The following is a 13,654-nucleotide window of genomic DNA, read 5'->3' as shown; positions in this document are numbered from 1 at the left end:
GGGTTATTCGCATGCGCCGCGTCGTTATCACTGGTCTGGGCATCGTTTCGTGCCTGGGCAATGACAAAGAGACCGTCTCCGCTAACCTGCGTGCAAGCCGCCCTGGCATCCGCTTCAACCCGGAATATGCCGAAATGGGTCTGCGTAGCCAGGTTTCCGGCTCCATTGACCTCAATCTCGAAGAGCTGATCGATCGCAAGATCTATCGCTTCGTCGGCCACGCGGCGGCTTACGCCTACCTGGCCATGAAAGACGCCATCGCCGACTCCGGTCTGAGCGAAGAGCAGGTGTCCAACCCGCGTACTGGCCTGGTGGCTGGCTCCGGCGGCGCCTCGACCCTGAACCAGATGGAAGCGCTGGATATCCTCCGCGAAAAGGGCGTCAAGCGCGTCGGGCCGTACCGCGTGACCCGCACCATGGGCAGCACCGTTTCCGCGTGCCTGGCCACGCCGTTCAAGATCAAGGGCCTGAACTACTCGATCTCCTCCGCTTGCGCCACCAGTGCTCACTGCATCGGTACCGCCCTGGAGCAGATCCAGATGGGCAAGCAGGACATCGTCTTCGCCGGTGGCGGTGAAGAAGAACATTGGAGCCAGTCGTTCCTGTTCGACGCCATGGGCGCGCTGTCCACCCAGTACAATGAAACCCCGGAAAAGGCCTCCCGCGCCTACGACGCCAAGCGTGACGGTTTCGTCATCGCCGGCGGCGGCGGCATGGTGGTGGTCGAGGAGCTGGAGCACGCTCTGGCCCGTGGCGCGAAGATCTACGCGGAAATCGTCGGCTACGGTGCAACCTCCGACGGCTACGACATGGTCGCGCCAAGCGGCGAAGGCGCGGTGCGTTGCATGCAGATGGCCATGGCCACCGTCGACGGCCCGATCGACTACCTGAACACCCACGGCACCTCGACTCCGGTCGGCGATGTCGCGGAAATGAAAGGTGTGCGTGAAGTCTTCGGCGACAAGGCCCCGGTCATCAGTTCGACCAAGAGCCTGTCCGGTCACTCCCTGGGCGCCGCTGGCGTTCACGAAACGATCTACTGCCTGCTGATGATGGAAGGCAAGTTCATTGCCGGTTCCGCCAACATCGAAGAGCTGGACCCGGAAGTCGCTGACATGCCGGTCCTGACCAAGACCCGCGAAAATGTTGAGTTGAACAACGTGATGAGCAACAGCTTCGGCTTCGGCGGCACCAATGCCACCCTGGTCCTGAAGCGCTGGCAGGGCAAGTAAGCCCGGCTTGATCGCCAGATGAAAAACGCCCCGACTGGTTCGGGGCTTTTTTTGCCTGCCGGAAAGTACCACTCCTGTGCTGAGAGGCCGCTCGATCGGCCCGCCAGGGCGCGAGCGCGAAAAAAACCATCCCGCTGACCGGAGTCACCGTCGAGGTCAAGCGCGACAACAGCCAGGAACAGAAAGGCAAGTACGGCCTGCTGGCCGAAGACGCTTTGAGCCAGTAAGGGCGGCGGCGAAAAAGCGGGTTATGCTTTGCCCATCGCCCGCCGAGCCAGGAAGCCCCCCATGAACACACCACTGGTGATCCGTCCTCGCGCCGAGGAGGTCGAAGGTCAACCGATCCTGCGCCCCCTGCCCTCGGCCCAATGCCGCAGCGTCGGGCCTTTCGTGTTTTTCGACCATATGCTGGAAACCCGCTATGCGCCGGGGCACGGAATGAATGTGCGGCAACACCCGCATATCGGCCTGTCGACCCTGACCTACCTGTTCACCGGCGAGATCGTGCACAAGGACAGCCTCGGCTCCGAGCAGCAGGTCAAACCCGGCGATGTCAGCTGGATGACCGCCGGCAGCGCTATTGCCCATGTCGAACGGACCCCGGCCGAACTGGTCGCCAGCGGTTCCAGCCTGCATGGCCTGCAGATCTGGCTGGCATCGCCCAAGGCCCTGGAACAGGGGCCCGGCCATTACAGCCATCACCCCGCTGCCAGCCTGCCCTGCAGTGACAATCTCGGGGTGCGAATCCGCCTGGTGGCCGGCAGCGGTTTTTGCCTGACCTCACCGGTGCCGGTGCTGTCACCCACGCTGTATGCCGATATCCACATGGACAGCGCAACCACCCTGCTGATTGCGAATGAGTATGCGGAACGTGCGGTGTATGTGCTGGAAGGCGAGGCACAACTGGAGGGTGAAGCGCTGGAGCCGCGCAGCCTGGTGGTGCTGCCGACAGGGGAAAACCTCACGCTATTCGCCGAGAGTGAGTGTCACCTGGTAGTGATCGGGGGCGCGCCACTGGATGGGCCGCGGCGGATGAACTGGAACTTTGTCGCCAGTGATCCGGCCTTGATCGATAGCGCCCGTCAGCGCTGGGCGGCCGGGGATTGGCCGAAGGTGCCGGGGGAAAGCGAGCGGATCGAGTTGCCGACACGGCCCTGAAGGACAAGCACAAACCTGTAGGAGCCGGCTTGCTGGCGATAGCGGCCGCCAGAACAACACAGCCCATCAGCGATGGCGATGTAAAACTCACCGCCGCCATCGCCAGCAAGCCGGCTCCGACACGGGACCGGGTCAGAGGTTAGAGGCCCTCTCAGCCCTTGAACACTTCTTCCAGCAGATTGTGCATCGACACAAACGCACGGCCCGCCGTCTTCGCGTCATACATCATCATGCCCGGCACATTGGCGTGCGGATCGGTGAAGGAATGCACCGCGCCGCCATAGCTCAGCAACTGCCAATCGACACCCGCCGCATTCATTTCCTCCTCGAATGCCGGCAACTGCTCTTTCGACACCAGGGGATCGGCCGCGCCATGCAGCACCAGTACCGAGCCTTTGATGTTCTTCGCATCCGCCGGGTTCGGCGTATCCAGCGTGCCATGGAACGACACGGTCGCTTTCAACGACGCGCCGGCGCGAGCCAGTTCCAACGAGCAGCAACCGCCGAAGCAGAAACCGAAGGTCGCCAGCCTAGTCGTGTCCACCACAGCCAGTTCCTGGCCTTGCAGCGCTTCGAACGCCGCCTGCATGCGTTTGCGCAACAACGCACGATCATTTTTCAATGGCATCATCGCCGCGCCGGCTTCGTCGTTATTGCTCGGGCGAACCGACTGACCATAAAGGTCGGCGATCAATACCACATACCCCTTGGCCGCGACCGCTTCAGCGATCTTCTCGGCACCAGCGCTGACGCCCATCCAGTTCGGCGCCATCAACAGGCCCGGACGCGGCCCCTTGTGGCCGGCGTCAAAAGCCAGGCGACTCTCATAGGACTGGCCATCGATCTGATAGACCACCGAACTCACAGTAACTTGGCTCATTTCGGACTCCGATAAAAACATTCAAGGATAAAAAAACCCGCCGAAGCGGGTTTTCGTACAGCGTGCTTAAACCGACAACTCAACCAGCAACTTGTTCAGACGGCGCACATAAGCCGCCGGATCCTTCAGGCTGTCACCGGCCGCCAGGGCCGCCTGGTCGAGGAGGATGTGCGACAGATCGCCAAAGCGGTCTTCATCCGGTTCGCCATCGAGTTTCTCGATCAGCGGGTGCGCCGGGTTGAATTCGAAGATCGGCTTGGAGTCCGGCACCTTCTGCCCGCTCGCTTCGAGGATCTGGCGCATCTGCAGGCCCAGGTCCTGCTCACCGATGGCCAGGATCGCCGGGGAGTCGGTCAGGCGGTGGGAAACCCGCACTTCGCTGACTGCGTCGCCCAGGGCGGTCTTGATCCGCTCCACCAGGCCCTCTTTGGTCTTGGCGACTTCCTCGGCAGCCTTCTTGTCCTCTTCCGAGTCCAGGTTGCCCAGGTCCAGGTCGCCCCGTGCCACATCGACAAAACTCTTGCCGTCGAATTCGTTGAGGTAGCTCATCAGCCACTCGTCGATACGATCGGTCAGCAGCAGCACTTCGATGCCTTTCTTGCGGAAGACTTCCAGGTGCGGGCTGTTCTTGACCTGGGCGTAGGTTTCACCAGTCAGGAAGTAAATCTTGTCCTGGCCTTCCTTGCCGCGAGCCAGGTATTCGGCCAGGGACACCACTTGCTCGCCGTCGTCACCCAGGGTGGAGGCGAAACGCAGCAGGCCGGCGATTTTTTCCTTGTTGGCGAAGTCTTCAGCCGGGCCTTCTTTCATGACCTGGCCGAAGTTTTTCCAGAAGCCCTTGTATTGCTCAGGCTCGTTCTTCGCCAGTTTTTCCAGCATGTCGAGGACACGCTTGGTCAGCGCCGACTTCATCGAATCGATGATCGGATCTTTCTGCAGGATTTCCCGCGACACGTTCAGGGACAGGTCGTTGGAGTCGACCACACCCTTGATGAAGCGCAGGTACAACGGCAGGAAGGACTCGGCCTGATCCATGACGAACACGCGCTGCACGTAGAGCTTGAGGCCCTTCGGCGCTTCACGCTGGTACAGGTCGAACGGCGCACGGGCCGGTACGTAGAGCAACGAGCTGTATTCCAGCTTGCCTTCGACCTTGTTATGGCTCCAGCTCAGCGGGTTCTCGAAGTCATGGGCGATGTGCTTGTAGAACTCCTGGTATTCCTCGTCCTTCACTTCAGTGCGCGGACGGGTCCACAGGGCGCTGGCGCGGTTGACGGTTTCCCACTCCAGCGCCGGCTTCTCTTCGCCCTCAACCGCAGCCACTTCTTTCGGCAGCTCGATCGGCAGGGCGATATGGTCGGAGTACTTCTTGATGATGTTGCGCAGGCGCCAGCCGTCGGCGAATTCGTTCTCGCCCGACTTCAGGTGCAGGACGATACGGGTACCGCGGTCGGCCTTCTCGACGGTGGCGACTTCGAACTCGCCCTCGCCCTTGGACGACCAGTGCACGCCTTCACTGGCGGCCAGGCCGGCACGACGGCTGAACACTTGAACCTGGTCGGCGACGATAAAGGCCGAATAGAAGCCCACCCCGAACTGACCGATCAGGTGCGAGTCCTTTTTCTGGTCGCCCGAGAGGTTCTTCATGAAATCGGCGGTGCCGGACTTGGCGATGGTCCCCAGGTGGGTGATCACATCGTCACGGCTCATGCCGATACCGTTGTCTTCGAGAGTGACAGTGTTGGCCTCTTTGTCGAAGCTCACACGGATTTTCAGTTCCGCGCCACCTTCCAGCAACTCAGGCTTGGACAGGGCTTCGAAACGTAATTTGTCGACAGCGTCGGAAGCGTTGGAGATCAATTCGCGAAGGAAAATTTCCTTGTTGGAATACAGCGAATGGATCATGAGGTGCAGCAGTTGCTTCACCTCGGTCTGGAAGCCCAGGGTTTCCTTTTGAGTTTCCACACTCATGGTCATCAAACTCCAATTGGATGGCAGTGGCCGCCCCCGAAAGGGTTGGCGGCGGGTTGTCATCAAAGTTGGGGGCGGTGACGGCGATTTCAAGTGCCCGGGAGCGTTTCCTCGATCTTGAAGTGGGCCCGGGCGGTGGCAATCGGCTCGGCCTCGGTTCTTTGCCAGGCGGTGACGGCGACGTTCGCCACCCGCCGGCCCTGGCGACAGACCTGGCATTTGGCGTAAGTGTCACGGTATTGCCCGGCGCGCAGGTAATCGACGGAAAAGTCGATGACCTTGGGCACCCCTGGCGAGCCGGTAAACACCAGCAGGTGCAGGGCGGCGGCCAGCTCCATAAAACCGGCGATCACCCCGCCGTGAATCGCCGGGAGCAACGGGTTGCCGATGTTGTCCTTGTTCGCCGGCAGGCAGAACAACAGCTCATCGCCGAGCCGTGAGCACTGGATGCCGATCAGCTTGGCGTAGGGGATAAGCTGCAGCAATTGCCCGTAGTCACCCTGCTGGTGGGCCTGCTGCAGCAGCGTCTTGAAGTCCTCGCTCATGCCGCACCACCGTTGATCGCGCCGCTGAAACCGTGGGCGCCCTTGATTCCCTTGCCCATGCGCATGAAGGTCCCGACCACATGGGCGATGGGCCGCTGCGGGTCATCCTGATAGGCAAAGCCGCGGGCGAAGATGATGTCGCGGGTCACCCGGTAGCACTCGGCGAAACCATAGACATCCTGCTGCGCCGTTGCCGGGTGCATATAGTCGATGCGCAGATCCAGGGTCGGACAGACCTCGAACTCGGGCAACACACACAGGGTGGCCATGCCACAGGCGGTGTCCATCAGGGTCGTCAGTGCCCCGCCATGGATCACCCCGCTCTGCGGATCACCGACGATCTCGGCGCTGTACGGCAGGAGCACGGTCAGGCCCTGGGCATCGGCGCTGTGCAAGCGCAGCCCGAGGACCTGGCAGTGCCGGATAGCGCCGAGAAAGCGCGTAGCGCGCTCGAAAATAGGGTTCTGGGTCATGAACTTATGGCTCTCGTCCGGGAGAAATACGTCCGAAAAAACGAAACATAGAGAAAAAGTTCCGTTCGGTCGGTACTTATATATCTTTTAAAATCAAGGAACTTAACCCTTGGGGGCGTGTTCTGAAGGCCAGTAGTCAGTGATATCCACACAGGAGCAACACCCCCATGCGTAAGACTTTAGCTATTGCCTTGATGTTGACCGCTACCCTCGGTCTCGCCGCCTGCGATAAAAAATCCGAGGACAAAGCTCAAGACGCCAACCAACACGCTCAGGAAGCTCAGAAGAGCATGAGCCAAGCTCAGGATAAGGTGAACGAGGCCGCCAAGGAAAACGCCGATGCTGCCAAAGCTCAGGTTGATTCCAGCAAAGCAGCGGCACAAGAGCAGTCCAAGGAAGCCACCGGCTCCTGATTGCCCTGGAGGTTCTTGCAAAGACCCAACGGCAAAAACCTTCACGCAAAATAAAACCCGCCTAGTGCGGGTTTTATTTTTTCTGACACCGGCCTGCCATCTCCCCCTGTAGGAGCCAGCCTGCTCGCGATAGCGATATTCCAGGCGACAACGACCTCGACTAACAGATCGCATCGCCAGCAAGCCGGCACACAGAGGTCGCGATCAGGCCAGGACTTCGCTAGGTTTGCCGAGCACGCGGTCAATCAGCACCGCAACCGCCAGCATCACCACCGACGGCACCAGCCACGCCAGGCCCTGCTCGCTCAGCGGCAGGTGCGACAGCTGAGCCGGCATCCAGTCCGCCAGCCCGGCGCCCTTGAGGGCGTCGATCATGCCGAACAGCAACGACACCAGCATCACCGGCCCGACGATACGCCCCTGCGCATGCCAGAACGACTGGCAGAAGCTCAGGGCCACCAGGGCGATGCACGGCGGGTAGATCGCGGTCAGGACCGGGATCGAGAAGGCAATCAGCTTGGTCAGCCCCAGGTTCGACACCAGCAGCGAGAACGCCGCCAGGATGATCACCAGGCTCTTGTAGGACAGCGGCAGGACGCGGCTGAAATACTCGGCGCAGGCGCAGGTCAGGCCCACCGCCGTCACCAGGCACGCCAGGGAGATCAGCACCGCGAGGAAACCGCTACCGAGGGAGCCGAAGGTGTGTTGCACATAGGCGTGCAGCACCGCCGCGCCGTTACTGGCACCGGCCGCGATTTCATGGCTGCCCGACCCCAGGCGGAACAGACTGATGTACACCAGCGCCAGACCAACCCCGGCAATCAGTCCGGCAATGATCGCGTAGCGGGTGATCAGCCGCGGCGAATCGACGCCACGAGAGCGGATGGCATTGACGATGACGATACCGAACACCAGGGCGCCGAGGGTATCCATGGTCAGGTAGCCATTGATGAAGCCCTGGGAGAACGGTGCCGCGACGTACTCGGGGGTGGCGGTGCCGATATCGCCGGCCGGCAAGGCAAAGGCCGCGATCCCCAGGGCCGCCAGGGCGATGATCTTCAGTGGCGCGAGGAAACGGCCGACGGTGTCCAGCAGGCGCCCGGGGTACAGGGAGATGAAGAACACCAGCAAGAAGTACACCGAGCTGTAGAGCAGCAGCGCCAACGGGCTTTCACCGGTCAACGGCGCCAGGCCGACTTCAAAGGATACGGTGGCCGTGCGCGGGGTGGCGAACAGCGGACCGACCGCCAGGTAGCAGGCCGCGGCCAGCAAGCCGCCGGCGACTTTGCCGATGGGGCTGCTCAGGGCATCCATGGCGCCGCCGACCTTGGCCAGCGCGACCACGGTGATGACCGGCAGGCCGACCGCGGTGATCAGGAAGCCCAGCGCCGCCATCCAGACATGGGGCCCGGACTGCAAACCGACGATCGGCGGGAAGATGATGTTGCCAGCCCCGACGAACAGGGCAAAAGTCATAAAGCCAAGTGCCAGGATGTCCTGGCCTTTCAACACTTTCATTTCAGGAAATACCACACTGCTGAATCGGAATTTAGAGAGGGATTTCCCGTGGGGTGAGGGAAATGCTGTCGACCCGTATGGGGTTGACCCGTTTAGCGCGCCGATCCCTTTTGGGGAGCCAACGCAAAATGGCTGCCAGCCTAACGAATTCGGGCGGAAAACGCACTGTTAGAGGGCGAATTGTCCGATAAGCGACATTTCCGTGTCGCGTTTTCATATGAAAACGGTGCCGCCCGTGCCGACGCCTTCGCGGGCAAGCTCCGCTCCCACAATGTTCGAGTCAACCCAAAATTCTGTGTACGACACAAAACCTGTGGGAGCGGAGCTTGCCCGCGAAGAGGCCGGCACAGATTGCATAAAACTTCCTGACACCCAGAAAGCACAAAGGCCACCCGAAGGTGGCCTTTGCAGGTAAAGCGTCAGCTAAGCGCGAGGCTTACTTGACTGCCCAACCGGTCAGCTCGGCCAGGGCCTTGCCGATGTCTGCCAGCGAACGCACGGTTTTCACACCGGCGTCTTGCAGGGCAGCGAACTTCTCGTCCGCAGTGCCTTTGCCGCCGGAGATGATTGCGCCCGCATGGCCCATGCGCTTGCCCGCAGGGGCAGTCACACCAGCGATGTAGGAAACCACTGGCTTGGTCACGTGAGCCTTGATGTAGGCCGCCGCTTCTTCTTCAGCCGAACCGCCGATCTCACCGATCATGACGATCGCTTCGGTCTTCGGGTCTTCCTGGAACAGCTTCAGGATGTCGATGAAGTTCGAGCCTGGGATCGGGTCACCGCCGATGCCGACGCAAGTCGACTGACCGAAACCGGCGTCAGTGGTCTGCTTCACAGCTTCGTAGGTCAGGGTGCCGGAACGGGAAACGATACCGACCTTGCCTGGCAAGTGAATGTGACCTGGCATGATGCCGATCTTGCATTCGCCTGGAGTGATCACGCCTGGGCAGTTAGGGCCGATCAGGATCACGCCCAGTTCGTCGCACTTGACCTTGGCGTCCAGCATGTCCAGGGTAGGAATGCCTTCGGTGATGCAGACGATCAGCTTGATGCCGCCGAACGCTGCTTCCAGGATCGAGTCCTTGCAGAAAGGAGCTGGAACGTAGATCACGCTGGCGGTGGCGCCAGTAGCGGCTACAGCGTCTTTCACGGTGTTGAACACGGGCAGGCCCAGGTGCTCGGTGCCGCCTTTGCCCGGAGTTACGCCACCGACCATCTTGGTGCCGTATTCGATAGCTTGCTGGGTGTGGAAGCTACCCTGCGAACCGGTGATACCCTGGCAGATAACCTTGGTGTCTTTATTGATCAGGACGCTCATTATTTGCCCTCCGCAGCTTTGACAACTTGTTGAGCAGCGTCGGTCAGGCTGGTAGCAGCGATGATGTTCAAGCCGCTTTCTGCCAGTACTTTAGCGCCCAGTTCAGCGTTGTTGCCTTCAAGGCGAACAACAACCGGGATTTTCACGCCGACTTCTTTCACCGCGCCGATGATGCCTTCGGCAATCATGTCGCAGCGAACGATGCCGCCGAAGATGTTGACCAGTACGGCCGCGACGTTGGTGTCGGACAGAATGATCTTGAACGCTTCAGTCACACGTTCCTTGGTTGCACCACCGCCCACGTCGAGGAAGTTGGCTGGTTTGCCGCCATGCAGGTTGACGATGTCCATGGTACCCATGGCCAGGCCAGCACCGTTGACCATGCAACCGATGTTGCCTTCCAGGGCTACGTAGTTCAGTTCGAACTTGGCAGCGTGCGCTTCGCGCGGATCGTCCTGGGACGGATCGTGGAAGGTTTTCAGCTTAGGCTGACGGTACATGGCGTTGGCGTCGATGTTGATCTTCGCATCGAGGCAATGCAGGTCGCCGTCGGCCTTGATCACCAGCGGGTTCACTTCCAGCAGGGCCAGGTCGTGATCCTTGAACAGCTTGGCCAGACCGACGAAGATCTTGGCGAACTGAGTCACTTGCTTGCCTTCCAGACCCAGCTGGAATGCCAACTCGCGACCCTGGAATGGCTGAGCGCCAACCAGTGGATCGATAGTGGCCTTGAGAATTTTCTCAGGGGTGTCGTGCGCGATTTTCTCGATGTCCACGCCACCTTCGGTGGAAGCCATGAACACGATGCGACGGCTCGAACGGTCAACGACAGCGCCCAGGTACAGCTCTTTAGCGATATCAGTGCACGATTCAACCAGGATCTTGGTGACAGGCTGGCCATTGGCATCAGTCTGATAGGTCACCAGACGCTTGCCCAGCCACTGCTGTGCGAAGGCTTTAGCGTCTTCTTTGCTGCGAACCAGCTTGACGCCGCCCGCTTTACCGCGACCACCCGCGTGGACCTGGGCTTTGACAACCCACTCGGTACCACCGATCTTGTCGCAAGCTTCTGCTGCTGCTTCCGGGGTATCTACCGCAAAACCCTGGGATACTGGCAGGCCGTACTCAGCGAACAGCTGCTTACCCTGATACTCGTGAAGATTCATGCTTTTTACCGTCTTCGTTAGGTACTGCGCATTCGGTGCTGCACTGATTGCAGTGCCGCACCACCTGTGACTGCTGCTTGCGTGGTCTTCCGGTTGCCCGGCGCGACGACGCAAGACTGCGTCCAGCGGACGTTCCGCGGTGAGTCTTGCGCGCAAGGCTCACGACGGGCGGGCCGCCGTGGTTTCTTATTATCTACTTAGCGTTTTTTCTTGTTGGCAATGTGGATGGCGCCGCCATTCACTGCCAGTGCCGCTTCGTGCAACGCTTCGGACAGGGTCGGATGGGAGAAAACCATCATGCCGATGTCCTCGGCGCTGGTGCCGAATTCCATACCGATCGCGCCTTGCTGTACCAGCTCGGCAGCGCTTGGGCCAATCACGTGGACGCCCAGAACGCGGTCAGTCTTGGCATCCGCGATGACCTTGACGAAACCGCCGGTATCGTTGGCTGCCATGGCACGGCCACTGGCGGCGAACGGGAAGGTGCCGATGTTAACTTCAACGCCTTCGGCTTTCAAAGCCTGTTCGGTCTTGCCGACCCAGGCAATTTCCGGGTGGGTGTAGATAACCGACGGGATCAGGTCGTAGTTCATCTGGGCTTTGTGGCCCTTGATGCGCTCGACGACCATGATGCCCTCTTCCGAGGCCTTGTGTGCCAGCATCATGCCGCGAACCACGTCACCGATGGCGTAGACGCCCGGTACGGCGGTCGCGCAATGGTCGTCGACGTGCACGAAACCGCGCTCGTCGAGAACCACGCCGCAATCAGCCGACAGCAGGTCGGTGGTGACTGGGCGACGGCCTACGGCAACGATCAGCTTGTCGAACGTGATGGTCTGTTCGCCGGCGGAGTCGGTGTAAGTAACAACCACTTCCTTGCCCTTGTTGACCTTGGAACCGGTCACGCGCGCACCCAGCTTGATGTCCAGACCTTGTTTGGTCAGGGTTTTCAGCGCTTCCTTGGAGATGGCGGTGTCGGCAGCCATCAGGAAGGTGTCCAGGGCTTCCAGCACCGTCACTTCCGCGCCCAGACGGGACCAGACGGAACCCAGTTCCAGACCGATCACGCCCGCGCCGATCACGCCCAGGCGCTTCGGTACGGCCTGGAATTCCAGGGCGCCAGTCGAATCGACGATCACGTTCTGGTCAACCGGAGCCGGTGGAATGTCGATCGGACGCGAGCCAGGCGCCAGGATCACGTTCTCGGCTTCGATCACTTCAACCGTGCCGTCAGGCTTGGTCACTTCGACTTTCTTGCCAGCCAGCAGCTTGCCGTGGCCTTCGATCGAAGTCACGCCATTGGCCTTGAACAGCATGGCCACGCCGCCGGTCAGGTTCTTGACGATACCGGCCTTGCGACCGACCATCGCCGGCACGTCCATTTTCACGGCGCCGGTGCTGATACCGTGGATGGCGAACCCATCCTTGGCTTCATGGTACTTCCAGGAGCTGTCCAGCAGCGCCTTGGACGGAATGCAGCCAACGTTCAGGCAAGTACCGCCGAGGGCCAGCTTGCCCTCTTTATCCTGGTACTTCTCGATGCAGGCAGTCTTGAGACCAAGTTGCGCTGCCTTGATGGCGGCTACATAGCCGCCAGGGCCCGCGCCAATCACTACCACGTCGAATTTCTGAGTCATGTGTCATTCCTTATCGAATCAAACCGGACGGCCCCGCGTGGGGACCGTCGTGGGACGAAGCTGATCGTTTAAGCGGGCAAGGCACAAGCGCCCTGCCCCTTGGGCGCAATCAGATATCCAGCAGCAGGCGAGCCGGGTCTTCCAGCAGGTTTTTGATAGTCACCAGGAAAGACACCGCTTCCTTGCCGTCGATCAGACGGTGATCGTAGGACAGCGCCAGGTACATCATCGGCAGGATCACCACTTCACCCTTGACCGCCATCGGGCGCTCATTGATGTTGTGCATGCCCAGGATGGCGGCTTGTGGCGGGTTGACGATCGGAGTCGACAGCAGGGAACCGAATGTACCACCGTTGGTGATAGTGAACGTACCGCCGGTCATTTCATCGATGGACAGCTTGCCGTCACGGGCTTTCTTGCCGTAGGTGGCGATGCCGTTTTCGATTTCGGCCAGGCTCATCAGCTCGGCGTTGCGCAGTACCGGAACCACCAGGCCACGGTCGCTGGACACCGCGACACCGACGTCGGAGTAGCCGTGGTAAACGATGTCGGCGCCGTCGATGGAAGCGTTGACCGCCGGGAAGCGTTTCAGCGCTTCGGTGGCCGCTTTCACGAAGAACGACATGAAGCCCAGGCGCACGCCGTTGTGGGTCTTCTCGAACAGGTCCTTGTACTTCGAACGCAGGTCCATGATCGGCTTCATGTTCACTTCGTTGAACGTGGTCAGCATCGCCATGTTCGACTGTGCTTCAACCAGGCGCTTGGCCACGGTGGCGCGAACACGGGTCATCGGTACACGCTTCTCGACGCGATCGCCGGCAGCGAACACCGGCGCGGCGGCAGCCGGAGCGGCAGCCTTGGCCGGTGCGGCGGCAGGCGCGGCTTTCTTCGCGGCAACAGCAGCCACCACGTCTTCCTTGGTCACACGACCGCCTTTGCCGGTGCCGGCAACGGAAGCGATGTTGATGCCGTTTTCTTCAGCCAGCTTGCGCGCGGCCGGTGCAGCCACCGGATCGTCTTCGCCAGTCGCAGCCGGTGCGGCAGCCTGGGCAGCGGCAGCCGGAGCGGCGGCGGCAGGAGCAGCGGCAGCAGCGCCGCCGGCAACGATGGAGCCGAGGACTTCATCGGACAGAACGGTATCGCCTTCGTTCTTGACGATAGCGCCCAACACGCCATCGGCGGTAGCCAGTACTTCCAGGACCACTTTGTCGGTTTCGATGTCGACGATCAGGTCGTCACGCTTGACGGCGTCGCCCGGTTGCTTGTGCCAGGTGGCAACGGTGCCATCGGCAACCGATTCCGGGAAAGTGGGGGCTTTGATCTCGATAGCCATTATCTGTGGT

Annotated in this window: 12 protein-coding genes and 1 pseudogene; 4 read left to right on the top strand and 9 right to left on the bottom strand. The window is 60.8% G+C overall.

Annotated elements, in window-relative coordinates:
- The first annotated feature begins 11 nt into the window (after nucleotides 1–11).
- The 3 genes and pseudogenes from fabB (at nucleotide 12) to AC07VG_RS23795 (ending at nucleotide 2,390) form a co-directional block, all read left to right on the top strand.
- Nucleotides 12–1,232 (top strand): beta-ketoacyl-ACP synthase I, encoded by a 1,221-nt coding sequence (gene fabB, locus AC07VG_RS23805; protein ID WP_495002902.1) that lies wholly within the window; start codon nucleotides 12–14, stop codon nucleotides 1,230–1,232.
- 119 nt (nucleotides 1,233–1,351) lie between these two features.
- Nucleotides 1,352–1,432: pseudogene (locus tag AC07VG_RS23800) on the top strand (OsmC family protein); the annotation flags it as partial.
- A gap of 88 nt (nucleotides 1,433–1,520) precedes the next feature.
- The gene (locus AC07VG_RS23795; protein WP_495021977.1) at nucleotides 1,521–2,390 is read left to right on the top strand and encodes a pirin family protein; all 870 of its coding nucleotides are present in this window, start codon (nucleotides 1,521–1,523) and stop codon (nucleotides 2,388–2,390) included.
- 151 nt (nucleotides 2,391–2,541) lie between these two features.
- On the opposite strand, the gene AC07VG_RS23790 is transcribed toward AC07VG_RS23795, so the two are convergent.
- The 4 genes from AC07VG_RS23790 to AC07VG_RS23775 form a co-directional block, all read right to left on the bottom strand.
- On the bottom strand, nucleotides 2,542–3,270 hold the full coding sequence (locus AC07VG_RS23790) for a dienelactone hydrolase family protein (RefSeq protein WP_495002900.1): 729 nt from the start codon (nucleotides 3,268–3,270) through the stop codon (nucleotides 2,542–2,544).
- A 66-nt stretch (nucleotides 3,271–3,336) separates the two neighbouring features.
- Nucleotides 3,337–5,241: a molecular chaperone HtpG gene (gene htpG, locus AC07VG_RS23785; RefSeq protein ID WP_495002899.1), complete on the bottom strand. Its 1,905-nt coding sequence runs from the start codon at nucleotides 5,239–5,241 to the stop codon at nucleotides 3,337–3,339.
- Nucleotides 5,242–5,330: 89 nt separating this feature from the next.
- Nucleotides 5,331–5,786: a PaaI family thioesterase gene (locus AC07VG_RS23780; protein ID WP_495002898.1), complete on the bottom strand. Its 456-nt coding sequence runs from the start codon at nucleotides 5,784–5,786 to the stop codon at nucleotides 5,331–5,333.
- A complete protein-coding gene (locus AC07VG_RS23775) occupies nucleotides 5,783–6,259 on the bottom strand; it encodes a PaaI family thioesterase (protein WP_495002897.1) in 477 nt (158 codons plus the stop codon). Before AC07VG_RS23775 ends, AC07VG_RS23780 begins: the two co-directional genes overlap by 4 nt.
- Nucleotides 6,260–6,426: 167 nt before the next feature.
- Here AC07VG_RS23775 and AC07VG_RS23770 point away from each other — a divergent pair, with 167 nt between their 5' ends.
- Nucleotides 6,427–6,672: a hypothetical protein gene (locus tag AC07VG_RS23770; RefSeq protein WP_495002896.1), complete on the top strand. Its 246-nt coding sequence runs from the start codon at nucleotides 6,427–6,429 to the stop codon at nucleotides 6,670–6,672.
- A 204-nt stretch (nucleotides 6,673–6,876) separates the two neighbouring features.
- Here AC07VG_RS23770 and brnQ read toward each other — a convergent pair whose 3' ends face one another.
- The 5 genes from brnQ to odhB all read right to left on the bottom strand — a co-directional run bounded on the left by brnQ (nucleotide 6,877) and on the right by odhB (nucleotide 13,644).
- Nucleotides 6,877–8,190, bottom strand: coding sequence for a branched-chain amino acid transport system II carrier protein (gene brnQ, locus AC07VG_RS23765; RefSeq protein WP_495021976.1), 1,314 nt, complete (start codon nucleotides 8,188–8,190; stop codon nucleotides 6,877–6,879).
- 436 nt (nucleotides 8,191–8,626) lie between these two features.
- The gene (sucD, locus tag AC07VG_RS23760; protein ID WP_019692317.1) at nucleotides 8,627–9,508 is read right to left on the bottom strand and encodes a succinate--CoA ligase subunit alpha; all 882 of its coding nucleotides are present in this window, start codon (nucleotides 9,506–9,508) and stop codon (nucleotides 8,627–8,629) included.
- The gene (gene sucC / locus AC07VG_RS23755; RefSeq protein ID WP_103498765.1) at nucleotides 9,508–10,674 is read right to left on the bottom strand and encodes an ADP-forming succinate--CoA ligase subunit beta; all 1,167 of its coding nucleotides are present in this window, start codon (nucleotides 10,672–10,674) and stop codon (nucleotides 9,508–9,510) included. Before sucC ends, sucD begins: the two co-directional genes overlap by 1 nt.
- 197 nt (nucleotides 10,675–10,871) lie before the next feature.
- On the bottom strand, nucleotides 10,872–12,311 hold the full coding sequence (gene lpdA / locus AC07VG_RS23750; protein WP_495002894.1) for a dihydrolipoyl dehydrogenase: 1,440 nt from the start codon (nucleotides 12,309–12,311) through the stop codon (nucleotides 10,872–10,874).
- Between the two features lie 109 nt (nucleotides 12,312–12,420).
- Nucleotides 12,421–13,644, bottom strand: a complete 1,224-nt coding sequence (gene odhB, locus AC07VG_RS23745; protein WP_495002893.1) for a 2-oxoglutarate dehydrogenase complex dihydrolipoyllysine-residue succinyltransferase — start codon at nucleotides 13,642–13,644, stop codon at nucleotides 12,421–12,423.
- Nucleotides 13,645–13,654: the final 10 nt, after the last annotated feature.

The sequence above is a fragment of the Pseudomonas sp. GW821-FHT03C07 genome (assembly GCF_059420925.1).
Note: the sequence above shows the minus strand (reverse complement) of the source record. Positions and strands in the feature narration are given on the sequence as shown.

Excerpts from the sequence above, each read along its gene's own strand:
- fabB (WP_495002902.1), top strand. The coding sequence starts at position 12 with ATGCGCCGCGTCGTTATCACTGGTCTGGGCATCGTTTCGTGCCTGGGC.
- AC07VG_RS23795 (WP_495021977.1), top strand. The coding sequence starts at position 1,521 with ATGAACACACCACTGGTGATCCGTCCTCGCGCCGAGGAGGTCGAAGGT.
- AC07VG_RS23790 (WP_495002900.1), bottom strand. The coding sequence starts at position 3,270 with ATGAGCCAAGTTACTGTGAGTTCGGTGGTCTATCAGATCGATGGCCAG.
- htpG (WP_495002899.1), bottom strand. The coding sequence starts at position 5,241 with ATGAGTGTGGAAACTCAAAAGGAAACCCTGGGCTTCCAGACCGAGGTG.
- AC07VG_RS23780 (WP_495002898.1), bottom strand. The coding sequence starts at position 5,786 with ATGAGCGAGGACTTCAAGACGCTGCTGCAGCAGGCCCACCAGCAGGGT.
- AC07VG_RS23775 (WP_495002897.1), bottom strand. The coding sequence starts at position 6,259 with ATGACCCAGAACCCTATTTTCGAGCGCGCTACGCGCTTTCTCGGCGCT.
- AC07VG_RS23770 (WP_495002896.1), top strand. The coding sequence starts at position 6,427 with ATGCGTAAGACTTTAGCTATTGCCTTGATGTTGACCGCTACCCTCGGT.
- brnQ (WP_495021976.1), bottom strand. The coding sequence starts at position 8,190 with ATGAAAGTGTTGAAAGGCCAGGACATCCTGGCACTTGGCTTTATGACT.
- sucD (WP_019692317.1), bottom strand. The coding sequence starts at position 9,508 with ATGAGCGTCCTGATCAATAAAGACACCAAGGTTATCTGCCAGGGTATC.
- sucC (WP_103498765.1), bottom strand. The coding sequence starts at position 10,674 with ATGAATCTTCACGAGTATCAGGGTAAGCAGCTGTTCGCTGAGTACGGC.
- lpdA (WP_495002894.1), bottom strand. The coding sequence starts at position 12,311 with ATGACTCAGAAATTCGACGTGGTAGTGATTGGCGCGGGCCCTGGCGGC.
- odhB (WP_495002893.1), bottom strand. The coding sequence starts at position 13,644 with ATGGCTATCGAGATCAAAGCCCCCACTTTCCCGGAATCGGTTGCCGAT.